The 22,487-nt window shown below is 34.1% G+C and carries 23 protein-coding genes, 2 tRNA genes and 1 pseudogene; 23 read left to right on the forward strand and 3 right to left on the reverse strand.

From position 1 onward, the window contains the following. Nucleotides 1-47: 47 nt before the first annotated feature. Genes rplS through FZC37_RS01635 form a run of 3 tightly spaced genes read left to right on the forward strand, consistent with a single transcriptional unit; the run spans nt 48 to nt 1,612 of the window. Nucleotides 48-419, forward strand: a complete 372-nt coding sequence (rplS, locus tag FZC37_RS01625; RefSeq protein ID WP_148951991.1) for a 50S ribosomal protein L19 — start codon at nt 48-50, stop codon at nt 417-419. Continuing rightward, nucleotides 412-927, forward strand: coding sequence for an inorganic diphosphatase (gene ppa, locus FZC37_RS01630; RefSeq protein WP_281286404.1), 516 nt, complete (start codon nt 412-414; stop codon nt 925-927). Before rplS ends, ppa begins: the two co-directional genes overlap by 8 nt. Before the next feature lie 22 nt (nt 928-949). Then, on the forward strand, nt 950-1,612 hold the full coding sequence (locus tag FZC37_RS01635) for a hypothetical protein (protein ID WP_148951993.1): 663 nt from the start codon (nt 950-952) through the stop codon (nt 1,610-1,612). Between the two features lie 18 nt (nt 1,613-1,630). On the opposite strand, the gene FZC37_RS01640 is transcribed toward FZC37_RS01635, so the two are convergent. Next, entirely contained in the window at nt 1,631-2,500 is an 870-nt protein-coding gene (locus FZC37_RS01640; RefSeq protein WP_148951994.1) for a ParB/RepB/Spo0J family partition protein, read from the reverse strand. Between the two features lie 194 nt (nt 2,501-2,694). On the opposite strand from FZC37_RS01640, the gene fliF reads away from it, so the two are divergent. The 8 genes from fliF to FZC37_RS01680 all read left to right on the forward strand — a co-directional run bounded on the left by fliF (nt 2,695) and on the right by FZC37_RS01680 (nt 8,435). Continuing rightward, complete coding sequence (gene fliF / locus FZC37_RS01645) at nt 2,695-4,263, forward strand: flagellar basal-body MS-ring/collar protein FliF (protein ID WP_148951995.1); 1,569 nt, start codon at nt 2,695-2,697, stop codon at nt 4,261-4,263. Between the two features lie 3 nt (nt 4,264-4,266). After that, complete coding sequence (locus FZC37_RS01650) at nt 4,267-5,274, forward strand: flagellar motor switch protein FliG (RefSeq protein WP_148951996.1); 1,008 nt, start codon at nt 4,267-4,269, stop codon at nt 5,272-5,274. 36 nt (nt 5,275-5,310) lie between these two features. Then, nucleotides 5,311-5,910 carry a FliH/SctL family protein gene (locus tag FZC37_RS01655; RefSeq protein ID WP_148951997.1) on the forward strand — a complete coding sequence of 200 codons (600 nt, stop codon included), beginning with the start codon at nt 5,311-5,313 and terminating at the stop codon, nt 5,908-5,910. Between the two features lie 12 nt (nt 5,911-5,922). After that, nucleotides 5,923-6,177 (forward strand): FliM/FliN family flagellar motor switch protein, encoded by a 255-nt coding sequence (locus tag FZC37_RS01660; RefSeq protein ID WP_148951998.1) that lies wholly within the window; start codon nt 5,923-5,925, stop codon nt 6,175-6,177. A gap of 90 nt (nt 6,178-6,267) precedes the next feature. Beyond that, complete coding sequence (gene rpmI / locus FZC37_RS01665) at nt 6,268-6,468, forward strand: 50S ribosomal protein L35 (protein WP_148952244.1); 201 nt, start codon at nt 6,268-6,270, stop codon at nt 6,466-6,468. Between the two features lie 36 nt (nt 6,469-6,504). Beyond that, a complete protein-coding gene (gene rplT / locus FZC37_RS01670) occupies nt 6,505-6,852 on the forward strand; it encodes a 50S ribosomal protein L20 (RefSeq protein ID WP_148951999.1) in 348 nt (115 codons plus the stop codon). A 121-nt stretch (nt 6,853-6,973) separates the two neighbouring features. Further along, nucleotides 6,974-7,639, forward strand: coding sequence for a metal ABC transporter ATP-binding protein (locus FZC37_RS01675; protein ID WP_172619332.1), 666 nt, complete (start codon nt 6,974-6,976; stop codon nt 7,637-7,639). After that, nucleotides 7,629-8,435: a metal ABC transporter permease gene (locus FZC37_RS01680; RefSeq protein WP_148952001.1), complete on the forward strand. Its 807-nt coding sequence runs from the start codon at nt 7,629-7,631 to the stop codon at nt 8,433-8,435. The genes FZC37_RS01675 and FZC37_RS01680 overlap by 11 nt, the downstream gene beginning before the upstream one ends. Here FZC37_RS01680 and xth read toward each other — a convergent pair. Further along, nucleotides 8,410-9,201 carry an exodeoxyribonuclease III gene (gene xth / locus FZC37_RS01685; protein WP_148952002.1) on the reverse strand — a complete coding sequence of 264 codons (792 nt, stop codon included), beginning with the start codon at nt 9,199-9,201 and terminating at the stop codon, nt 8,410-8,412. The genes FZC37_RS01680 and xth overlap by 26 nt on opposite strands. A 169-nt stretch (nt 9,202-9,370) precedes the next feature. Between xth and def the strand changes: the two genes are divergently transcribed. From def to trxB, 12 genes and pseudogenes are all read left to right on the forward strand, one after another. After that, a complete protein-coding gene (def, locus tag FZC37_RS01690) occupies nt 9,371-9,862 on the forward strand; it encodes a peptide deformylase (protein ID WP_148952003.1) in 492 nt (163 codons plus the stop codon). Between the two features lie 8 nt (nt 9,863-9,870). Further along, nucleotides 9,871-10,791 (forward strand): methionyl-tRNA formyltransferase, encoded by a 921-nt coding sequence (gene fmt / locus FZC37_RS01695; RefSeq protein ID WP_148952004.1) that lies wholly within the window; start codon nt 9,871-9,873, stop codon nt 10,789-10,791. Between the two features lie 50 nt (nt 10,792-10,841). Next, the gene (gene secF / locus FZC37_RS01700; RefSeq protein ID WP_172619333.1) at nt 10,842-11,741 is read left to right on the forward strand and encodes a protein translocase subunit SecF; all 900 of its coding nucleotides are present in this window, start codon (nt 10,842-10,844) and stop codon (nt 11,739-11,741) included. 104 nt (nt 11,742-11,845) lie between these two features. Continuing rightward, nucleotides 11,846-11,933, forward strand: a tRNA-Ser gene (locus tag FZC37_RS01705). A gap of 2 nt (nt 11,934-11,935) precedes the next feature. Then, nucleotides 11,936-12,009: transfer RNA gene (locus tag FZC37_RS01710), tRNA-Arg, on the forward strand. Nucleotides 12,010-12,089: 80 nt separating this feature from the next. Further along, nucleotides 12,090-13,442, forward strand: a complete 1,353-nt coding sequence (radA, locus tag FZC37_RS01715; RefSeq protein WP_148952006.1) for a DNA repair protein RadA — start codon at nt 12,090-12,092, stop codon at nt 13,440-13,442. A gap of 57 nt (nt 13,443-13,499) precedes the next feature. Beyond that, nucleotides 13,500-15,491: pseudogene (locus FZC37_RS01720) on the forward strand (FtsK/SpoIIIE family DNA translocase); the annotation flags it as partial. Nucleotides 15,492-15,648: 157 nt separating this feature from the next. Further along, the gene (gene dnaA, locus FZC37_RS01725) at nt 15,649-17,010 is read left to right on the forward strand and encodes a chromosomal replication initiator protein DnaA (RefSeq protein ID WP_148952008.1); all 1,362 of its coding nucleotides are present in this window, start codon (nt 15,649-15,651) and stop codon (nt 17,008-17,010) included. A gap of 47 nt (nt 17,011-17,057) precedes the next feature. Then, complete coding sequence (gene dnaN, locus FZC37_RS01730) at nt 17,058-18,221, forward strand: DNA polymerase III subunit beta (RefSeq protein ID WP_148952009.1); 1,164 nt, start codon at nt 17,058-17,060, stop codon at nt 18,219-18,221. A 56-nt stretch (nt 18,222-18,277) separates the two neighbouring features. Further along, complete coding sequence (locus FZC37_RS01735; protein ID WP_148952010.1) at nt 18,278-18,856, forward strand: inner membrane-spanning protein YciB; 579 nt, start codon at nt 18,278-18,280, stop codon at nt 18,854-18,856. Beyond that, nucleotides 18,837-19,712, forward strand: a complete 876-nt coding sequence (locus FZC37_RS01740; RefSeq protein ID WP_148952011.1) for an alpha/beta fold hydrolase — start codon at nt 18,837-18,839, stop codon at nt 19,710-19,712. The genes FZC37_RS01735 and FZC37_RS01740 overlap by 20 nt, the downstream gene beginning before the upstream one ends. A 38-nt stretch (nt 19,713-19,750) precedes the next feature. Beyond that, complete coding sequence (gene trxB / locus FZC37_RS01745; RefSeq protein ID WP_216363379.1) at nt 19,751-20,677, forward strand: thioredoxin-disulfide reductase; 927 nt, start codon at nt 19,751-19,753, stop codon at nt 20,675-20,677. A gap of 59 nt (nt 20,678-20,736) precedes the next feature. Here trxB and FZC37_RS01750 read toward each other — a convergent pair whose 3' ends face one another. Further along, nucleotides 20,737-22,344, reverse strand: coding sequence for a hypothetical protein (locus FZC37_RS01750; protein WP_148952013.1), 1,608 nt, complete (start codon nt 22,342-22,344; stop codon nt 20,737-20,739). Nucleotides 22,345-22,487: the final 143 nt, after the last annotated feature.

The following is a 22,487-nucleotide window of genomic DNA, read 5'->3' on the forward strand; positions in this document are numbered from 1 at the left end:
ATATGCACGTTCGTTAGTTAGTTAATTATAGTACGTATGTAGTTAAAATGGTCAATATATTGCAGCAAATAGAAAGTGAACAAATAGAAAAGGCTAAAGCTGGTCAAAAGTTTGATAAATTTCGTGTTGGAGATACTGTTCAAGTTTCTGTAAGAGTTGTAGATGGTATGGTAGAAAGAGTGCAGGTTTTTGCTGGTATTGTAATAGCGATTTACAACAAAGGTATAGCTGCTTCTTTTTTGGTTCGTAGAGGTAACGGTGCAAGTTCTGTTGAACGCTTATTTCCTTTTTATTCTCCTTTAGTTAAAGATGTAAAGGTGACCAAAAGAGGAATTGTCAGAAGAGCTAAGCTATATTACTTGAGACAAAGAGTAGGAAAGGCGTCTAGAGTTAAGGAAGATTTCAGGACTAATAATTAATCATTTTAGGTGTTCCAATAAAATGTCTGATGTATTTGACGTTGTAATTGAAATTCCCAAAGGTTCTGCGATTAAGTATGAATATGACAAGGAGCAGCAGAGAGTTAGGGTAGATCGTTTTCTTAATGTGTCTATGGTATATCCTTTTAATTATGGATATATTCCTGGAACATTAGGCGGTGATGGTGACCCTTTAGACGTTTTACTCGTTATAGAACAAGTTTTGTTACCAAACACTGTAATAAAAAGTAGACCTATAGGCGTTCTTGCTATGGAAGACGAAGCCGGGCAAGATGAGAAAATTATTGCTGTTCCTGATAAAAAAGTTGATTTGGCCTCTTCCAATATAGAAGATATTACCCAGATGTCTTGCCACATGAAAAGTTCGATTCAACATTTTTTTGAATGTTACAAAGATTTAGATTCAGGTAAGTGGGTTAAAGTTGGTAAGTGGTATGGGGCTGAGGAGGCAAAAACTATAATAAGTAAGTCTTTGCTTAACGTTTAAGTTACATATGTTGTCTTTTTAGATGTCTGTTAAATTTTTTTCTGATGTAAGTTGTAGTACGCCTTTAAGCCAAAATACGAATAAGTATGATGGTAAGGGTTCTGATTGCAAGATGTTTACTAGGGCTTTACAAAATGCGGTTAGACGCAATAGCCACTATAATTATAAGGCAGAAGGGTCGAATAATTTCTCTAGAAAAGGTGATTGTCAAATATCTTCTGATACTCTTTTTCGATCTTATAATGTTATGAGAAATGCCTCCTTTGCGATACAAGAGAAATGGATTGATTATGTGCAAGATTTATCACATTTGTTAGCTTGTTACCTTTCTGATATAAAAAAAGAACAAGAGGTTACGAAAGTCTTGGCACGTTATCTATATGATTGTTTTGATAATTTGAGATTCAGTAATTTTAATCGAGTGATTTTTGATAAGCCTGCTAATGTTTTGACATTTCCTGCATTTGCTGTGTTTTTTTCCGAAGACAATTGCAATCCTCGCCTATCTATTTTTATAAAAAGCAAATCGTATTTTGATGCTTTAAAGCGTAATGTGGGATATGTAAAAGAAATACTAATGCGTCATAGTGCGCATGATTTTGTTTTAGATTTTCACTTGTGTGACAAATTTGAGGATAAGATATTAGAAAGCCGAGTGTTTGAAAGCTGTAGGGTGAATGTGTGATGAAAAATGATATCAGATTTAATCACTTCCTAAGGTGTCTATTTTTGCTAATAATAGATCCAATTCGTCTAGATTGTGGTAATGGAAGGTAACGGTTTTATTTTTCACATCAAGTTCTGCTTTTAAGCCAATTTTGCTTTTCAGCATGTATTCTATATTTTCTTTTTCCTTCTCTTCGTTTACCTTTTGATCACTGTTGTTGTCTGCATGTTTTTGCCCTGCTTTCTTTTCTGATGCTTTTTTATTTCCGACAAGTGCCTCTGTTTCTCTTACCGATAGCTTTTTTTGGATTATTTCTTGTACGAGATCATCTGAATCTTTTCTACCTGCTATTGCCTTTGCATGTCCTAAGGATATTTCCTTTTTATCTAAATGTTCTTTTACTTTAGAGGATAAATTTGAAATACGTAAAACATTTGCTATATGGCTTCTACTTTTACCTACTATGTAACTTAATTGTTCTTGTGTATATCCATACTTTTCCATTAAGCTAGCATAACTTTTGGCTTCTTCAGTTGTTTTTAAGTTTTGTCTTTGTATATTTTCTATAAGTGCTATGGAATCCAAATCTCTATTTGCACAGTCACTTTTTACTATTGCTGGTATAGTTTTTACACCTGCTATTTTGCAAGCTCTCCACCTTCTTTCTCCTGCTATGATTGTATAAACATCTTCTTTTTCTTTATGCACAATGATTGGCTGAAGAACCCCATATTGCTTTATAGACTGAGCCAATTCTTTGATTTGTTCTTCTGAAAAAATCTTTCTTGGCTGATCTGGATTTGGGGAGATAAGCGATATTGAAATATATTGTAGTGGATTTTCTGATACAATGCCTATTTGTTCTCCTAATATGTTGGCTAATCTAGTAGTTTTGCTTTCGTTCATTTTCTGACTCTGCTGAGAAACTCAATATAAAGTAGATTATAAAATTGAACAGTGCTTTTGTCATTAAACTAATGAGATTAATAGCTTAAAGTATTTGATATTGCTTATGTTGTACGTAGAGCATGTATAGTTTAGAATATCATGCATTGTGTGTCTTAGTGAACTGAAGTTGAAAATTTAATTTAAATCTACCTGTGGTAACGAATATATTAAACGAATTTATAGAAAAATTCAGGACTAATACAAAAGGTTTATTTATAGTAGCTGCCGTTGTTTTTGGTCTGCTGTTGAGCGCTTATGGAGTGTACAAGTTGTACAAGGACGATGATATGGTTGTTTTGTATCATGAATTAGATAAGGGGGATGTTGCAGCTATTTCTCAGAAGCTTTCTGAATACGGTGTTGCACACGATATTGTAAGTAATGACCAGAGCGGTAAAGTCATAAAAGTACCAAAGCGAGATGTGTATAAAGCTAGAGCTCAATTGGCAAAAGATGGTTTGCCGTGTGCAGATGTGAAGGGGTATGAGATATTCGATACCGGAGAATCAATCGGTACCACTAACTTTATGCAAAATATAAAAAATGTTAGGGCATTGCAAGGAGAATTGGTTCGTACTATTCAGTCATTTGATCGCGTCCTTAAGGCGAGAGTACATTTGGCTATTCCTCAAAAAGAATTATTTTCTCAAGAACAAAAGAAAGCTACTGCCTCTGTTATGCTTTCTTTGGCTAAAAATGCATCGCTTAGTCCTATAGAGGTAAAAGCAATTAGTCATCTTGTTGCAAAATCTGTAGGTGATTTACAAGAAAAAGACGTTACCATAGTGGACACTGCTGGTAATATTCTGCAGTCTGGTAATGATGAAGATACTTTATTAATTGGTTCTTCTGCGCAACGTAGCACAGATTATGAGAAAAGATTAAGAGCAAAGATAGAAGCTTTACTTGTTAAAGTTGTTGGTAGAGATAATTGCGATGTGCGTGTTAGTGTTGATATGGATTTTGACAGAATAGTTACTAGTTCTGAAGAATATGATCCCGACAAGACAGCTGTACGTTCAAGTCATGTAAAAGAAGAACAAGAACGTACGCCCGTTGGTGATAATGATGGTGGAGATGTTTCTGTTGCTGAAAATATGCCAGATAATGTGAATGATTCTGCATCAGGAACACAATATTCTACAGTGGAGAGAAGAGAAGATGTAGTAAACTACGAGATCTCCAAAACTACAAAAAATATTATAGGAGAGGTAGGTACTATAAAACGTATTTCTGTATCTGTTTTAGTAAATGATTTATATGATAAAACTTCTAATACATTTTCTCCAAGATCTCAGGAGGATATAGATAAAATAGAAGAATTAGTTAAATCTGCTGTTGGATATAAAGAATCAAGAGAAGATAATGTTAGAGTGATACATATGCCCTTTTTTAAGGAAGACTATAATAACGAATCGGAAGAGAAATCTATTAGTGCTTGGTGGAAAGAAAGAAATGTCGTATTGTTTGTAGGTATTTTGTCTTTGTTAATAGCATTTTTGGCTTCTGTATTTTGGGTCATTAAACCTTGGCTTATTAAAATTACGTCTTCTGCACAGTATCAAGATCTACAACATATAAATGTTAAAAATGTCGTAGATAATGTTCAATTGGGTGATGAACGTCATATACGCAATCCAAAAGATGAAGCATTGAAAGATGCTCTTACCACTGATAAAGAAAGATTTCTCTCTACTATTAAACGCTGGTTACAAGAGTAATTTATGTCTTACGAACATTTAACGGGCAAGGAAAAGGCAGCTATCGTGTTACTTAGTTTAAGTAAAAGTGATGCCTCTTCTTTAATTGCTCAATTTGACGAAGATGAGGTAATTAAAGTTACTGAAGCTATTTATGACCTTGGAGAAATCAGCAATGAGACAGTATCTTTAGTTTCAGATGAATTTTTAAATAATTTTTCTAAGGACAAATCAGTTTTAGGAGGAAAGAAAGTAATATCTGATCTGCTAGGAACATTTTTAACATCAAACGAGATAGAGACTGTATTAACAAAAGTTCATGGCGATGTTTGGAGTGCTATTGAGATTCTTGATGCTAATGCTTTTGCGAAGTATATTGCAGAAGAGCATCCACAGACTATTACTTTTGTATTATCTAAATTGTCCCCTAATTATATGGCTAAAGTATTAGAATCTATGGATTCTAATTTGGCAGCTAGTTTGATGGTTAGGATGGTTAACATGAGTGATGTTCCTGTTGATATAGCAGCGCAAATAGAAAAATGTTTAAAGGTAGAACTGCTTAGCGGTATAATGTTCCAAGGTCAAGACAAAAAATCTCCAAAAAGAGAAAGTGTTTCAAGACATTTAGCTAAGGTTCTAAGATCTATGGCTTCTGATGAAAAGGAAAGATATATTTCTATACTAGATACTCACGATGCAGAATTGGCTAAGGAAATTAAAGATTTGATGTTTACGTTTGAAGACCTGATTTCTTTAGAACCCAGTGATGTGGTAAAAGTTGTCAAGAACATTGATCAGAAAGATCTGGTTTTGGCCTTAAAAAGTGCTTCAGAGCAATTAAAAAACTTGTTTTTTGATAATTTACCTAGTCGTTTTATTTCAGTTATCAAAGAAGAGTGGGAGACTATTGGGAAGGTTAGAATTTCTGATGTACGTGATGCTCAGAAAAGAATATCTGTAGTAGCTCAAGGTTTAATTAAAGAAGGTGTAGTGAGGGCTTGTGGTCAAGATGATGAGGATTATATATAATGCACCTATACGCTATTTTCTCTTCTTGTGCTTTGTATGACTTATTCTAAATTGCCTTTGCCAAATTTTAAGTCTCTTTTATCAAAGTCTGGCAAGGAAGCAGAAATTCAGGTGGAAAATGCTGTGCAAGAGGCCTACGATCAAGGTCATAGTGATGCATTAGAAAAATTTAAGGCACAAGAAGAAGAATTGAGACTGCAAGATGCTATTTTGCAAAATTTATCTAAGGCATTACAGTCTGTTTCTTTGCCAGATGATTTTTTTGAAGAGTTGCATGCTGCAAATGTAAGATTGTTGTGCACTATTGCGAATGTGTTATATGCTGTTTTACCTAGCAATTTTGAAAAAATTGTACTTGATATTTTGTCTAGGGTACGTCTTGTACATAAGATAGGTAATATTGAGATACAGGTATGTAAAAAAAGGTTAGATTTGTGTAAGCAAATAATTAAAAATGTGTCTCTTAGTGATGAAGAGATGGGTGGTAGTATAACTTGCATTGGTGTTGATGCTGTGCAGGAGGATTTTTGTAAGGTATTATGTTCTGGTACTGTTTTTGAGTATGACAGAGAAGATATTATGAAAAAAGTGTATGATGTGGTTATGGAAGGAGTGAAAAATAGAGATCTAGAGTAAATAGTTTTATATATGAATAAGAAAAGTGATGCTGTCTCATTAGGGGCGTTTTCTGATATGTTGGTGCGCATCTCGGTTGTGCTAGGTCATACAGAGATGGAGTTAAAGGATTTGTTAGAGTTGAATCCAGGAGAAGTGATACAGTTAGACAGAGATGTTAGTGATTTTGCTGAGTTACATATAAATGGTAAATTGTTTGCAAAGGGTGAAGTAGTTGTCGTTGGAAGTAAAGTTGGAATTAGTATTAAGGAGGTTATACAAGATTAACAGGGTATAGTTATATCTTGTTTTGCTTTGCTTTTAGAATATTTGATGATACAATCCACGCTGTGTGATGTTTGGTTTATATGAGGAATGATGCCTAAATTAAAAAATAGCTCGTCTGTCAAGAAAAGATTTAATCTTACTGCTAGTGGCAAAATAAAAGCCACACAAGCTAATAAGAAGCATTTTATGCGTAGAAGAACAAAATCTCAGTTGAGGAATCAGAGGGGAACAACTATTTTGGAAGGAAATCAAGTGAAAAACTTGAAAAGATTTTTTATGTCTGGAGTGTAAAACGCTCTATTTGAAAATTTATTTAAATGTGTACCGATGACAAGGGCTATATCGAGTGTTGTTACTAAAAAGAAGCATAAGAAGATATTAAAGCTTGCCAAAGGCTATAGAGGAAGAGCTAGCACTTGCTACAGAATTGCTCTTCAGAGAGTTGAAAATGCTCTAAGAGATGCTTATAAGGATAGACGTAGAAAAAAGAGAGATCTAAGGGGGTTGTGGATACAGCAACTTAATGCCGCTGTGAGACAAGATGGATTAGTGTACTCAAAATTTGTTGATTGTCTAAAAAAAGCTAGCGTAGAGCTAGATAGGAAGATCCTCGCTTATATGGCGAACTATAAGCCTGAATGTTTTAAGGCTGTATTGGAACACGTGACTAAATAGGATAGAAGAAAGTGGATCTTTGCGGATTAACTGCTTTCCCGTTTTGTGTGTAAAATTTTCCTTTTGGTATTTTTGCAGCTTTTTCTTTTGTGACTTTATAAACTAGTTTTCTCTTTTGTTTGTGAAATCTATAGCTAATGTTTCTTCCATCAAAAAGGTATATGGGGGGAAATTGGTTCTTGAGGATGTGACTTTTTCTTTGAAAATTGGTCAGGTGTCTTTGCTAATTGGACCAAATGGAGCTGGTAAAAGTACTTTATCTAGAATAGTACTAGGCATAGAAAAGCCTACGTCTGGCTATGTTAATGCTTCAGATGTTGTGTTTGGCTACTTGCCGCAAAGAATTCATCTAAACACCTCTATTTCAATGAGTAGCGAGTGCGTTATAAAGTTTGTAAGTGGCTTACAAGATATTGATTATAGTATTGTTAAAAAGTTGGGAGTTCACGCGTTTTTAACAGATCAGGTAAAAGAATTATCAGGTGGGCAGTTGCAAAAATTGCTTATAGCTGCAGCAATTATGCGTGATCCTAATGTGCTAATTTTAGATGAACCTTTCAGTGATTTGGACATTGAATCGCAAGCGGATATGCATGATATAATACAAGACCTGAAAAAGTCTTCTAAGATGTCAATTTTCATTACGTCTCATGATTTACATGTTGTGGCAGGTTATGCTGATCAGGTTTTGTGTTTGAACAAGCGCCTTTGTTGCTACGATCAAAGAGAATTACAAGATAAAAATTTTGATTCTAAAAAGTTAAATATCTACAAGCATGACCATTGATTTTGTGACTTGTGTCAAATGTTGTGTTTTGGGATGTGTACTTGGTTGTTTGGGAATTGTATCTTTCTGGAAGAAAGCAACGTACTTGAGTGATGGTTTATCTCATGCTGGAGTTTTGTCAGTAGTGATAGCAAGCTTGTATTGTGCTAACAAGGTATTACCTGCATCTGCGGTTATATCTGTTTTTGTGATGTGGGGGATCTATCTGCTGAAAAAAGTTGTTAATAATATGTACGTTTCTACAAATATTGTATCGACCGTCTCTGTTGCATTGGCTTTAGCCCTGTCTCAAATTTTTGAAGGTAAGGTTGATATTTCAAATTTAGTATTTGGTTGCACATGTGGTATGACTTTGATTGGTAAGTCAAATTTGTACTATGGGCTTAGTTTAGCAATTGCGAGTATGTGCTTTGTTTATGTATTTTTTAGGCAATTGGTACTTATGGCTTTTAGTAAAGATTTAGCTAAGATTTCTGGTATAAGGGTTGGACTATTGGATATAGTATTTTTTACTTTATTAGCTCTTGTAATAAACTTTTCTATTCAATCTTCTGGAATGTTACTAACTACCGCTTTATTGCTTATGCCATCTGCCACTGCAAATATTGTCTGCAAAGGACCTTATATGAGTGTGATTGTGTCTATTGCTATTGCAATTTCAAGCTGTTTTTTAGGTGTCATAGTGTCTAGTTACACATGTTTTTCTTTAACTGTATCTATTACTTTAACATCTTTTGTTTTGTTACTTACTCTCTACACTTTTTCTTATTTTAAGATTTTTCATCAGAAAATATAGCAGTGACAGGTGCATGATCTGAGGTGCTTTTCTTTCTTCTCCAAGCTTTTTCTATTACACAATCGTTAAGACTTTGTGCTACATTATATGAGCTCATTATAGTATCTATTCTCATTCCATGATCCATGTCAAAAAATCTACCTTTGTAATCCCACCAACTCCATTCTTGTTTATCTGGGTTTTTAATTCTGTATAAATCGCATAACCCTGCATTTATCAGTGCTCTTAATTTTTGACGTTCTTGTATTGTAAAGCATATATTGTTAGAGCATTGCACATGATCATATACATCCAAATTTTCTGCAGCTATGTTAAAATCTCCTCCTATTATTAGTGATAAATCGTACCTTAAGGTAGCACTTATATATTCTTTTAAAGATTGAAAGAAGTTTAATTTTTCATCGTATTTTTTGCTATTTACTTGTCCTCCGTTTGGCGCATAAAGAGAAATAATATTGCTATATCCTATTGGTAATTTTGCTTCTATTGATAAAAATCGTGCTTGATCTTCCAAAGTATTACCAGAAAATGTTGTGTCTACTTTTTCTATTGGAAATTTGCTAAGTATGGCTACTCCGTTGTAGGATTTTTCTCCATGTACTTCCACATTGTATCCTTGATCTTCAAATTCTGATTTTGGAAATTGATCATTTGTACATTTTATTTCTTGTAATAATAGGATGTGAGGCTGCCTTTCTTGTATGAATTGTAATACTAATGGTAGTCTTACCCTTATTGAGTTGATATTCCATGTGGAAAGCGTCATTTTCATGATAAATATTCTATTGGTTTTATTTTTCCTTTTTTTTGGCTGTATAAAGACTGTAAGTTTAAATTTTGTTTCCTGCTACAAAAGGTATTTATTATTTGATTACGTAATTTGATTTTGCTGTTAAAATCTGTGTAAGAATAACATGTCTATATGATGATATAATATGAAATTAATGGAAATTGTTAAGGTGCCAGATGAGCGATTGAGACAAAAGTCTTCTCCGATAGATTGTGTTGATAATAGTTTGAAACCTTTGGTAGATGATATGATTTACACAATGCATCGTGTGGGTGGTATTGGTCTTGCCGCAATACAAGTTGGTATACCTAAGAGGTTGATGGTGATAGATGTAAGAGAAGATAACTCTGAGCCTATTTGTATCATTAATCCTGTGATATTGAGATTTGGTGACAATACTAACACTATGCAGGAGGGATGTTTGTCTATTCCAGAATGTGTTGTGAATATGGTGAGGCCATCTGAGGTTGTATTGGAATATACTACATTGTCAGGTGAAAAAGTAACTTGTGATGCTTCTGGTATACTCGCAAGGGTTATTCAGCACGAGTTTGATCATTTAGAAGGAAAGTTGTTGTTGGATCATGTTGTTGCTGACAATCGTCAAAAGCCCGTACAAGAAAGTGAATTGCGATAAGTTCCGCTATGAAAATTATTTTTATGGGCAGTGGCAATTTTGCTTTCATGTTTCTCAAGGCTCTTCTTGCTTCTCATCATGATGTTTCGTGTATTTTCACTTCTCCTGAAAAACCTTCAGGCAGAGGTCTTGAAATTTCAAAAAGTAAAATATTGGCTTTAGCCGAGAAGAATAATATCACTTTTCACACGCCTACATCTTTTAAGAAGGATGAGGTGCGTAGTATCGTAGAAGATACATCGGCAGATGTTGTCGTTGTTTGTTCATATGGTTTTTTATTACCAGAGTATGTTCTTTTAAGTAAAAAGTACGGTGCTATTAATGTACATCCTTCAGCATTACCAAAATTTAGAGGTGCGGCACCTATGCAACATACTATACTCTCTGGAGATGAAAAAAGTGCTGTGTGTATAATGCAGATGGATAAGGGGTTAGATACGGGAGATATTTTGTTGAAAGAAGAATTTGATGTAGGTGATATGGATTATATTGAATTATTCGATTTTTGCGTCGATATTGGACCTAAGCTTTTATTAAAAGCTTTAGATGAAATTGATTCTCTTGTCCCTGTTGCTCAAGATTCTTTAGATGTTTCTCCTTCTTATGCAAGTAAAATCAATAAAGCAGATGGTCTTATAGATTGGAGTTGTGATGCTGCTTCAATATGCAGGAAAGTAAAAGCTTTCGTAAAATGGCCAGGTGCATACTTTTTTTATGATAGTATGCAGATAAAAGTCTTAAAGGCTCAATATGAAGATGTATCCACATCATTTGTGGAAGGAACTGTTATTAATGACAATTGTGAAATAGCAACTAGGAAGGGAATATTTAAGCCTTTAATTTTGCAAAGAGAGGGTAGAAAGCCTTTATCAATTGAAGAATTTAAGAAAGGTTTTCGCATTAAGTCAGGCAGCATTTTGTCTTCTTAGAGATAACATATAATTATGGTTTTGTGATGAGGTTGTATCCTTTGCGTTTTATGTCTTGTGATATAAACGTCGATTTTGTTCGTTCATCGTTTCTTTCTTACTCGATTTCGTTGTCATTGCTGGCATTAAGTGTGTTGTTTATTTTGCTCAAAGGTTTTAATTTTGGAATAGATTTTGTTGGTGGTGCTGTTTTAGAAGTATCAGCAAGTAAAAATTGTGATGTTGTACAGATGAGGAAAGTTCTTATCTCTTTAGAGTGTGGTGATGTATCTGTATATTCATCTGGTTTAGAACATTCTAAAAATATAACAATAAAAGTTGCAAAAAATAATAAAGGTAAACTTAATGATGTAACTTCGGTTATAAAGAAATCTTTACTAGAAAATTTCCCCAATGATAATTTAAAGTATCTCAGTTCTGAGTTTGTGGGTCCTCAAATTAACTCGTATTTGATTAAGTCTGGGATAAAAGCAATTATTTTTGCTCTTCTTGGTGTTGCATTATATGTGTGGCTGAGATTTAAATTGAGTTTTGCCATAGGCATACTTCTTACTTTGGTACATAATGTACTGATCACATTGGGTGTTGCAAGCTCTATTAATCTTGATTTTAATCAAAGTACTGTTGCAGCTTTGCTTATAATAATAGGGTATTGTGTTAATGATTCTATAGTGATATATGACAGAATTGTTTTTAATATGAAGATCAATAATAAGATCGACAGCTCAGTTATCAATTCTAGTATAAATCAAACTTTATCTAGAACATTTCTAACTTCTATAACGACTTTATTGGCAAATGTGTCTTTGATAGTGTTTGGCTCTCACTCTATTTTTAGCTTTAGTGTTCTTGTGTTTAGTGGAATTATGATCGGAACGTATGCGTCTATCATGTTGTCTGGTCCTTTGTTACTTGTGTTATCACGATGTATTGTTGGTAAAATGAGGTAAGCTTTTATGTCTATGCTAAAAAGTAAATAAAGATAACGTATTATACTATGTTAAGTTTTGTTCTTTGATTTATAGAAATATTGATAGTAGTATTATCCTGCTGAGGATGGGTGGCTGAGTGGACTAAAGCAGCGGTCTTGAAAACCGCCGTGCGGCAACGTACCGTGGGTTCGAATCCCACCCCATCTGCCAATGCATTCGTAGCTCAGCTGGATAGAGCGTTGCCCTCCGAAGGCAAAGGTCGTTGGTTCAAATCCAATCGGATGCGCTTTTTTTAAGAGAAGGGTCATTGCACAGTTTTTTTAAATTTTGCGCTGTTAAATAATTTAAGTAGTTTATGCGATTAAAATGAAGCATACAAAAGGGCAGTATAAGTGTAAAAATTGCTCTGCTACGTTTTTTAAATGGTGTGGACAATGTACTCAATGTCATGAATGGGGTAGTGTTAGTGAGGATTGTGTCGCTAAAGGGAATGTTGTAACAAATGGCAGAGTTTCATCTATAGAGAAATTTTCTGGCAAGTTATTAAACGTTGATCTTGGTATCGATATTCCTATAAGTGAATTGTCTTATGTTTTGGGTGGAAAATTAGTCAAGGGTGCAACTATATTATTAGGGGGTGATCCTGGTATAGGTAAATCTACTTTGTTGCTTCAATTAGTGTTAAAAATGGCAGAGGGTGGTAATGAAAGTCTTTATATCTCAGGAGAAGAATCTGTTCCTCAAATGCAGATGAGGGCAAAACGTATTGGTGTGAGCGAATTGGTAAAAAAGGCTCATGTTATTGCTGAAAGTAGTGTAGAAAATATCATTGCATCAGCAGATTCAATACCAAATTTAAGCTTGCTAATCTTAGATTCTGTACAAACATTATCATCAAGTGAAGTTCTTTCTGCAGCGGGTACATCTAGTCAGGTCAGGTGTTCTGCTCAAAAAATGATTGATTATGCTAAAAAGACAGGAGTAGGAGTGTTTTTTGTCGGTCATGTTACAAAGGATGGTCAGATCGCAGGTCCTAAAATTTTGGAACATATGGTAGATACAGTTTTATATTTTGAAGGAGAAAAAAATTCTCATTTGCGTATTTTACGAAGTATAAAAAATAGGTTTGGCCCTGTAAATGAGATAGGGGTATTTGAAATGCAACAATCTGGACTTACGGAGGTGAAAAATCCATCAAAAGTATTTCTTACAGAATCTGATTCATTATCAAGTGGTACAAGTATTTTTGTTGGAATAGAAGGGTCTAGACCTTTATTAGTTGAGATACAGGTATTAATTGCTTCCTCTAATTTACCTATTCCTAAGCGAACTTGTATAGGTTGGGATACTAATAGATTGTCTATGTTAATTGCGGTTTTATCTGTAAGGTGTGGTGTAAATTTAAATTCCTACGATATCTATCTTAGTGTGGCAGGTGGTTTAAAAATTACTGAACCTGCTGCGGATATGGCTGTTGCTGCTGCTCTTGTGTCGGCGTATCTTTGCATACCGTTACCTCAGCAGTATGTATGGTTTGGTGAAATAAGTTTGTCTGGAGATGTAAAAAAGGTCGTGAATGTGGAAAAAAGGTTAAATGAGGCTAAAAAGATGGGATTTTCTACTGTGGTAAGTAATTGTCCTTTACATGATGCTTTACAGATTTGTTATATGAAACATATAGGAGAAATTGTGAAAACTGTAAAAGATTTATCGTTGTAATGTAAAGGTATAATGATGAAATTTTTCTCAAATTTTAGATCTGCTATTTCGTCTTTAGCATTACTCATATTCAGCTTAGTTACTTTAGTTGCTTTGCTAACTTATAGTCCTGATGATAAGTGTCTTAATGTAAGTAATAGTTACATTGTATCTAACATATTAAGTAACTTTGGAGCAATTTATGCAGATTTGTTAATGCAAACTTTTGGACATTCTTCTTATTTGTTATCTATTATAACTGGTTATTGGGCCTTTCTTTCTATATCAAGACTCTCTAGTCTATCACATTTTATGTTGAGATATCCTGCATGTATGATATTGATATTTTCTTTCTCTGTAATTTTTACAAAATTTCCTCTTTTTTCTTCTTTATCAGGGGGTGTTATCGGAGCTATTTTGAATAATTGCACACAGTGTCAATATCACAGCTATGTTCTATTTGCTGTTGCTTTTGTATCAGGTTTTTTTGCTTTATGTTTGACAAGAGGCACGATTTTTAGCTGTGCAATTTTGTTGTATAGATATGTGATATGCCTTTTCAAGGGCAAGAAAGCATCTGTTATTGTAGAAAAAAAAGAAAGCACAAATACACTTTTACCTCCTTTGTCTCTTTTAAGTAGTGATGTTCATGAGGAACGTAATATCAGTATAGGTGAAGTAGATGTTAGTCAAGACAGATTGCTTGCTGTACTGAAAGACTTTGGCGTTGGTGGTAAGATTATTTCTGTGATTAAGGGTCCTATTGCCACTTTGTATGAATTTGAACCAGTGGCTGGGACAAAATCTGCTAGAGTGATAGGCTTAGCAGATGATATAGCAAGATCTCTTGGAGCTAATGCTGCAAGGATATCTAATATCTCAGGTCGTAAAGTTTTAGGTATAGAATTACCTAATTTACATCCTACTTCTTTTGGTTTAAGAGAAATTTTGGAATCAAGCAAATGTGACACTGGTAGTATGAAATTACCTATAGTATTAGGCAAATTTCTAGATGGTAATCCATGTGTGGTGGATCTTGCTAAAATGCCACATTTGTTAATGGCTGGCACTACAGGTTCAGGAAAATCTGTATCGTTAAACGCAATCATTTTGTCTCTTTTATATAGATATACCCCTGATCAATGTAAGTTTATTATGGTGGATCCAAAAATGCTGGAATTGTCTGTTTATGATGGGATTCCACACTTACTTTCTCCTGTAGTAACCGATTCTTTGAAAGCTGTATCAGCGTTAAAATGGGCTGTAAAAGAAATGGAACGGCGCTATAGAATTATGTCGCTATTGGGAGTGAAAAATGTAGAAAGTTTTAATGCAAAATGTCGTATTAGTTCAGTATCTAAAGGTCTTGTAGAGAAAAAGTTATACGTTGGATTTAATGCATCTGGTGAACCTGAATATGATACAGTTAAGGTAGAAGCAGAAGCATTGCCATATATTGTTCTAATTGTAGATGAAATGGCAGATCTAATGCTAGTAGCTGGTAGAGATGTTGAAATTAGCATACAAAGATTGGCGCAGATGGCAAGGGCGGCAGGAATACACATCATTATGGCAACTCAACGTCCTTCTGTTGATGTGATTACTGGTGTTATAAAGGCTAATTTCCCTAGCAGAGTTAGTTTTAAAGTAGCATCTAAAATAGACTCTCGCACAATATTAGGAGATTCTGGTGCAGAACAACTTACTAGTGCTGGTGATATGTTGTTTACTGGACTTGGTGGAGGTATCTGCAGAGCTCATGGTCCTTTTGTTAGTGAACAAGAAATTGAATCTGTAGCTACTTACTTAAAAGGTATTGGTACGCCGGAGTATGTACAAGATATTACTGACTGCCTTGATTCAGTAGAGAATTCACCTAGTGCTGTATCAGATGACTTATATGATAGAGCTGTTACAATCGTAAAAAAAGATAATAAAGCGTCTATTAGTTACATTCAAAGAAGGTTACATATAGGTTATAACAAAGCTGCATCTTTGATAGAACGCATGGAAGAAGAAGGTGTTGTGTCTATGCCTAATGTATCTGGTAAACGAGAGGTATTAAAGTAATTGCGTGTATTGGCTTGTTATTAATAGTATTTATTAAAGGATATCAATTTTCATTGCGTTGATGATATATTGAGGTTATAAGTTTAGTGAAATTGAAAAATTTCTTGTCAAATTCTTATATTTATTTTTTAATGCAATTTTTACTTGTGGGGTGTCTATGATACAGAAAGACCTCGAGCAGGACGTGGTCTTGTGGTCTACTATTCAAAGAGATTTGCATCAGCAGTATGGCGATAAATTGTTCCAAAGCTGGTTTAGTAAAATAAATTTTTTAAAAAGAGCAAATGGAGAGGTGGTGTTAAGTTTGCCATCTCAATTTATGAAAGAATGGATTACAGAAAATTATTTTGATCTAATACTAAGTTTGTGGCAGCATTACGACTCTTCTGTTCAAGATTTGTCATTCAAAGTTGTTCTTGCTGAAAATAAAGGCGTTGTTTCAGTACGTAATCCATATTCCATTTATGGTAGCGGTATACAAGCAGGAGCATTTGCTACAAATTTAGACAAACGATTCACTTTCGAAAACTTTGTGGTAGGATCTCCCAATGAATTGGCTTACTCAGCTTCAAGAGCTATTTCTGAAGCTAAAAAAGCTATACCAGAATCAAATCCGTTATTTTTGTATGGTGGTGTAGGGCTTGGTAAAACTCATCTTATGCACTCTATAGCTTGGTACATGTTATCTCATAATTTTGGTAGGAGATTTATCTATTTGTCAGCAGAAAAATTTATGTATCAGTTTGTTAGCGCGTTACGTAACAAAAGTCTTTTGTCTTTTAAGGAGCAATTTAGATCTGTTGATGTTCTCATGATAGATGACATACAATTTATTTGTGGCAAAGATAGTACGCAAGAAGAGTTTTTTCACACTTTTAACACATTGATTGATAACCATAGACAAATCGTTATATCGTGTGATAGATCTCCATCAGATCTTGACAATGTAGAAGACAGAATAAAATCTAGGTTAGGTTGGGGGTTAGTTGCAGATGTTCATAGTACTACTTATGAGTTACGTATAGGTATACTGGAATCTAAAATAGAGCAGATGAGAGTGCATGTGCCTTCAGATGTTGTGGAATTTCTTGCAAATAGTGTAACATCTAATGTAAGAGAGTTAGAAGGAGCATTGAATAAAGTGGTTGCCCATTCTAATTTAATGAAAAAGTCTATTAATTTAGATAACACTAAATCTATATTAAAAGACTTGCTGAAATTCACTCAAAAATCTGTAATGATACCTGATATACAAAAAAAAGTTGCAGGCCATTATGCTGTGAGTTTTTCTGATATGACATCTAGTGTAAGGGCTAGAAGTGTTTCGCGCCCCAGACAAATTGCTATGTATTTGTGTAAATTACTCACACCAAAAAGCCTAGCAGAGATAGGTAAACAATTTGGTAATAAAGATCACACTACGGTTATGCATGCTATAAGAAAGATTGAAGCGTTATGTAAAAGTGATGTAGAGTTTGCTAAAGAGGTGGAAACTTTGACTCGTAATGTAAAAGCTTAGTACAACTACGTTAATGGTTGTGTTGTCGAAATATAATTGGTGTTTTAATGAAGATAGTTGCTGATACAAAAAAATTTGCTACTGGTATAGGAAGTCTTCTTTCGATTGTAGAGAAAGCTAATATAAAACCTGTTTTGTCTGGTCTATTGATTCAGGTTTGTGATGGTTGTGCCAAATTGTGTGCAACTGATATGGATATATTTATGTCTAAATCTATAGACGTGAAAGTTAGAAGAGATGGATCCGCAATTATATCTGCTAGGATGCTACATGATATCTTGAGAAAAATTCAGGATGAAGAGGTTATAATTGAAAGTTTGCATGAAACAGAGCAAGTAAGAGTACAGGGGCGTAATTGCCAATTTACTTTATCGACATTTCCTGTAAATCAGTTCCCCAGCTTTGATAACATAAATGAAAAAATTGAGTTTGAGATATCTTCTTATGAATTATCCAAACTTTTGGAAAGTACGTCCTTTTCTATTTCATCTGAAGAGACAAGGTATAGCTTAAATGGTGTATGTATTAAGATAGAAGAAGGTAATAAAAATATTTTAAGGGCCGCTTCAACTGACTGTCATAGATTGTCTACATCTATACTACGTATAAAGAAGGCATGTGATCCTTTTGAAATTATTTTACCTAAAAAATCAACGGAGGAGTTTTTACGTTTCGCTAAAGCTTCCGTTTCGGAAAATTTAAAATTTTGTGTAGGAGAAAGGTTAGTATCTTTGGAGAGTTCAAATACTTGGATAGTTTCTAAATTAGTAGATAGTAAATTTCCAGATTATGAGGGGTTGATACCTGACAATAATAGTAATACACTCACCATAGGTTCTGAGTATCTGTCTGATGCAATTTCTAGAGTATCAACGGTAACGAGTAACGCTTTGGATAAGCTTAGAACGGTAAAGTTTGATATAACAGCAAGACAAGTTGAGATAAGCGCCTACGGACATTCTTATACTTTTGCGAAGGAGGTTATAAGTTTTAGTGACACTCAGGCAAGCTATCAAGGTGAAGATTTGATTATAGGTTTTAGTCCCAAGTATTTACTTGATGTATTAAGGGTGCTTGGTAAATCTAGTGTTGATCTGTTATTTGGTAGTTCTGTTGCCCCTGTAGTTATTACCGATTCTGCTTGTAAAGATAGTGTTTTTGTTGTTATGCCTGTCAAAGTAAAAAGTGTTGACATGAGTTTGAATTCTTAATTAGCTTGTGTTTTGTTTTTGTTGTTTGACTTTTTAACTAAATTTTCTTGCCTATTATGAATAGGTTATTTTTGATATTTAACTTAGAATTTTTGTTGGAATTTGGCCCTCTTATAGCCTTTTTCGCAACATACAAATTATCGAAGTCAGATCTTAGATTGGCAACAATTTGGATAATGATTACGACTGCTCTTTGTTGTTTACTTAAATACGTTTTTACGAAAAAAATATCTCTTCCGATGCTTATTTCTGGAGGTATATTGTGGGTTGCTGGTAGCATTATGTTAGCTACTGGTAATACCAAATATGTAAAAATGAAGCCTACTATTGTTTTCGCACTTTTTGGTTTTGTGACTTATATCGGTGTTATGTTTAACAAATTTTTTGTTAAGGATGTCATGGGTCATAAAATTCATATGCAAGAAAAACACTGGAAAACTCTTTCTCTGCGGATAGTATATTACTGCATTTTTTTAGCTATTCTTAATGAGGTATCATGGAGATTAATGAGTGAGAATGCTTGGGTGAATTTTAAAATTTTTGGTATTACAACGACATTTATAATGTTTGCCATTACTCAGTTGAATTTTATAGAGAAAAATAGTATTCAAGGTTTTGGAAAGCTCAAAAGGTAATATTACCATCCCAACATATTTTAATTGGAGTAAGCTACAGATTGTTCCAAAGCATCAAATTCATTACCAGATGTGGGGGGAAGATCATGTTAATGCTGTAGTTTGTCTTCATGGATCCTTAAGAAATTCTCATGATTTTGATTATATAGCTCGTGTTTTAAGCAGATTTTTTAAAGTTGTTGCTTTTGACGTTGTGGGTAGAGGGCATAGTCAGTGGTTTGAAAAAAAGCAATGCTACAATTATCACTCTTATGTACAAGATAGTATAAGGTTGCTTTCTTTGCTTAAACTTAAGAAAGTGCATTGGATTGGTACATCTATGGGAGGGATAATTGGTATGGTGATAGCTGCTTTGTTCCCTAGTAAGATAAAAAGTCTTACTTTAAATGATATAGGTATATCAATAGCAGCTTCTGATGTTAAAAAAATGAGAAAGTATGCTGCTTTAGATCCTAGCTTTAATTCTTTTGAAGACGTTATAAGTTATTGTAAAATGGCATACAGTGGTTATGGAATTAAAGAAGAGCAACATTGGGAACATTGTGCTCAGCATACTGTATACCGAGATGAGAATAATCAATATAAGCTGTTATATGACCCTTGTATAGTGAAAGATTATGTCACAGGTACAGGTAGTAATATTTCTTTGCGTAGATGGTGGCGTAAAGTTATTTGCCCTGTACATTTAATTAGAGGATCAGATTCTGCTATGGTTACTGAAGCAATCGAATTACGTATGCTTCAAGATAGACCAGATATGAAAACGTACTGTGTACAAGGTGCTGGTCATGCTCCTGCATTTATTTCTGGTGAGCTTATAGATACAGTATTGTCTTGGATTATTTCTGTCAGTTAAGAATCAGGTGGTTCTATCTTTTAATATTAATGTTTTTATTGTATATGGAACAAAAAGTCTTAATTATTGGCTCAGGTCCTGCTGGTTGTACTGCTGCCTTGTATTGTGCAAGATTTGGATTGGAACCGCTAATGTTTTTGGGTAGACAAGAAGGAGGACAGTTAAGCATTACCACTGATGTGGAAAATTATCCAGGTTTTATAGATGGCGTTTTGGGCCCAGACCTTATGTCTAACATGATCAAGCAAGCTCAAAGATTTGGAACTAAAACTATAGCGCGTGATATCAAAAAAATATGTGTTGATAAAAGACCTTTTGCAGTTATAGATGATACGGATGAAAAACATAGTGCACAGAGCATAATTATAACAACTGGTGCTCAAGCAAAATGGTTAGGATTAGAATCAGAGAAAAGATATTTAGGTTTTGGTGTATCATCGTGTGCCACTTGTGATGGCTTTTTTTTCAAAGATCAAGATGTGATTGTTGTAGGAGGAGGAAATACAGCGGTAGAAGAGGCTTTATATTTAAACGGATTAGTACGTTCTGTAACATTGATTCATAGAAGAAATACTTTAAGAGCAGAGAAAATAATGCAAGAAAGATTATTTCGTGAAAAAAAAGTACGAATTTTATGGAATAGCGTTCTAAAAGAGGTAATAGGAGACGGCAAATCTGTCACAGGAGCAAGAATTGCAGATGTTACATCAGGCGATGAAAGAGAAATAAATGTTCAAGGTATTTTTATTGCAATAGGGCATAGTCCGAATACTAGTCTAGTGAAAGGGCAAATAAACTGTGATAGTGAAGGATACATATTAACAAAAGCAAATTCTACTCAAACCAATATTCCAGGTGTTTTTGCAGCCGGAGATGTTCAAGATAAGATATTCAGGCAAGCTGTAACGGCTGCTGGAACTGGTTGTATGGCAGCAATTGAGGCAGAGAAATTTCTGTCAAGCTAAAGCTATTGCAGTGCTTATCATGATGCAATAGCTTTAGAGTGCTTGAGAAATATTGCTACTTACTCAAGTGGTGCAGGTTCTAAGTTGATTATCTCATGTGATAGGTGCTTTAACAGATCTTCTGTGTTTGTATATTCTGTAGGAGTTCTTGGATCTTCACTTCGATCTACTCTTGAGTCAACATATTCCTTTAAGCTTTGGAAAGCCTTTTGTCCAAGTATTCTTTCATCTACGAAGGTTCCTGAAGGTAAACACCATTTACGTTTGGATTCTATATTTTTAATTTCCATTGTATCACCCAGTTGCGGATCTTTTCCATAGTTGAAAGTTGTTCCAATATTAATAGAATGCGAACCTAAAGCGAATCTATCGTGTAGTTTTAACCCGCAGAACACTCCAGAGCAACGAGGGCAGCAGGGCTTTTCTATTCCCATTATGAAGTTATTAGGGTTTACACCTAGTGTGTTGTGCGATCCTGGTAATAAGCCTATATGATATATCATGGCCATTTCACAATGCACTACACCTTTACTTGCTGGGGGAGATAGTGCTTGTATAGAAATTTTTTGTCTGTTGTGAGAAAATTTTGGCTCAAAGAATTGTGTTTTTCCAAATTTTGTTGGGGTTATAAATACCTCGGAAAAGGCATCTATAAAACAGAAGAAAGCTTTTTCTGTACCTATGTCTGATACGTCTTGTGGAATACCTAGTTTGTCAGCGACTTGAAACAACTGCTTTTTGTATACAATATCAGAAATTGTGATAGCAAATTGATTAAGTACATTTTGTCTATCAGTATTATTTTTATCACGTCCATCGTGTTTTGCGTTTGAAGTGTAGAATAGTTTGTGTGGCACATCTTTATCGCATGCTAATGTTATACATGCTTCATCTTGAGCAAATTTATCTCCCAGATTTTTTGTTAAATATGCTTTTAATATAATAGAAAGATACGCTAATCCTGCTTTCATAGATGCATCTTTAGCTTCTCTAGATTGTGTTTTTTGTGATAATAGTTCTGACATTTCTGAATAAATTTCACACACTTTACGTGAATTTTTATCTACTATTACTCTAGCTTCTTCAACATAGTCAGAATAATGACAGGAAATGTTATACAGGCTTAATGCTCGTGTTATTAACACCCTTGCTTCATTATTATGTCTACTGAAAAACTTTAGCATAGCCCTTACCTGTGTATCTGATAAAGCCAAATTTTTAGATGTATTTAAATCTTTTCTTATAAAAGCTTTTACCCGTAATACCAATTGCAACAAAATATCGTCGTTGCGCATAGATAGGTCTTTGAAATTAGTATTGACTTGTAATACTGGTATTTTTTCATGTTTTCGACCTTTTCCTATTTTAGTTTTATAAACTCTTTCTATAAAGCCCTCTTCTACAAATTTCTGTATTATACGTGACTCTGGTATTATTTTATTCCATATTTTGATCATCCATTTTACTTTTGATTTATCTGAGTCTTGAGTCTCGTTGCAAATTTGCTTTGCTGTCGTATCATTAAATCTTTCTTGTACTGCGTTTTTGTTTATACAACTCCTTATTGTTCCTTCGTCATATGAAATATCGTATCTTATACATAAGGGGTGTTTGCTATGCTGAAAAAATGTTTTTAAAAATAGCTGTTTTAATTGTTCTTGATCCATAGTTTTATAATATTAGTATTATCTTTTTGTGAGCACATGTGCTACGTAATGCATAATGAAGACACTTTTGCTTGTCTTTGATTTTTGCGTACCTAAACTATTGAATATTCTACCCTAAGTCAATAAAAAAACACCTCATTTAA

Origin of the sequence: Candidatus Sneabacter namystus, assembly GCF_008189685.1 — a bacterium.
Lineage (GTDB): Bacteria > Pseudomonadota > Alphaproteobacteria > Rickettsiales > Rickettsiaceae > Sneabacter > Sneabacter namystus.

Bases quoted from the DNA above. Each gene is read 5' to 3' on its own strand.
- rplS (WP_148951991.1), top strand. From the start codon at position 48: ATGGTCAATATATTGCAGCAAATAGAAAGTGAACAAATAGAAAAGGCT.
- FZC37_RS01635 (WP_148951993.1), top strand. From the start codon at position 950: ATGTCTGTTAAATTTTTTTCTGATGTAAGTTGTAGTACGCCTTTAAGC.
- FZC37_RS01640 (WP_148951994.1), bottom strand. From the start codon at position 2,500: ATGAACGAAAGCAAAACTACTAGATTAGCCAACATATTAGGAGAACAA.
- FZC37_RS01650 (WP_148951996.1), top strand. From the start codon at position 4,267: ATGTCTTACGAACATTTAACGGGCAAGGAAAAGGCAGCTATCGTGTTA.
- FZC37_RS01655 (WP_148951997.1), top strand. From the start codon at position 5,311: ATGACTTATTCTAAATTGCCTTTGCCAAATTTTAAGTCTCTTTTATCA.
- FZC37_RS01660 (WP_148951998.1), top strand. From the start codon at position 5,923: ATGAATAAGAAAAGTGATGCTGTCTCATTAGGGGCGTTTTCTGATATG.
- rpmI (WP_148952244.1), top strand. From the start codon at position 6,268: ATGCCTAAATTAAAAAATAGCTCGTCTGTCAAGAAAAGATTTAATCTT.
- rplT (WP_148951999.1), top strand. From the start codon at position 6,505: ATGACAAGGGCTATATCGAGTGTTGTTACTAAAAAGAAGCATAAGAAG.
- FZC37_RS01680 (WP_148952001.1), top strand. From the start codon at position 7,629: ATGACCATTGATTTTGTGACTTGTGTCAAATGTTGTGTTTTGGGATGT.
- xth (WP_148952002.1), bottom strand. From the start codon at position 9,201: ATGACGCTTTCCACATGGAATATCAACTCAATAAGGGTAAGACTACCA.
- def (WP_148952003.1), top strand. From the start codon at position 9,371: ATGAAATTAATGGAAATTGTTAAGGTGCCAGATGAGCGATTGAGACAA.
- fmt (WP_148952004.1), top strand. From the start codon at position 9,871: ATGAAAATTATTTTTATGGGCAGTGGCAATTTTGCTTTCATGTTTCTC.
- secF (WP_172619333.1), top strand. From the start codon at position 10,842: ATGTCTTGTGATATAAACGTCGATTTTGTTCGTTCATCGTTTCTTTCT.
- radA (WP_148952006.1), top strand. From the start codon at position 12,090: ATGAAGCATACAAAAGGGCAGTATAAGTGTAAAAATTGCTCTGCTACG.
- dnaA (WP_148952008.1), top strand. From the start codon at position 15,649: ATGATACAGAAAGACCTCGAGCAGGACGTGGTCTTGTGGTCTACTATT.
- dnaN (WP_148952009.1), top strand. From the start codon at position 17,058: ATGAAGATAGTTGCTGATACAAAAAAATTTGCTACTGGTATAGGAAGT.
- FZC37_RS01735 (WP_148952010.1), top strand. From the start codon at position 18,278: ATGAATAGGTTATTTTTGATATTTAACTTAGAATTTTTGTTGGAATTT.
- FZC37_RS01750 (WP_148952013.1), bottom strand. From the start codon at position 22,344: ATGGATCAAGAACAATTAAAACAGCTATTTTTAAAAACATTTTTTCAG.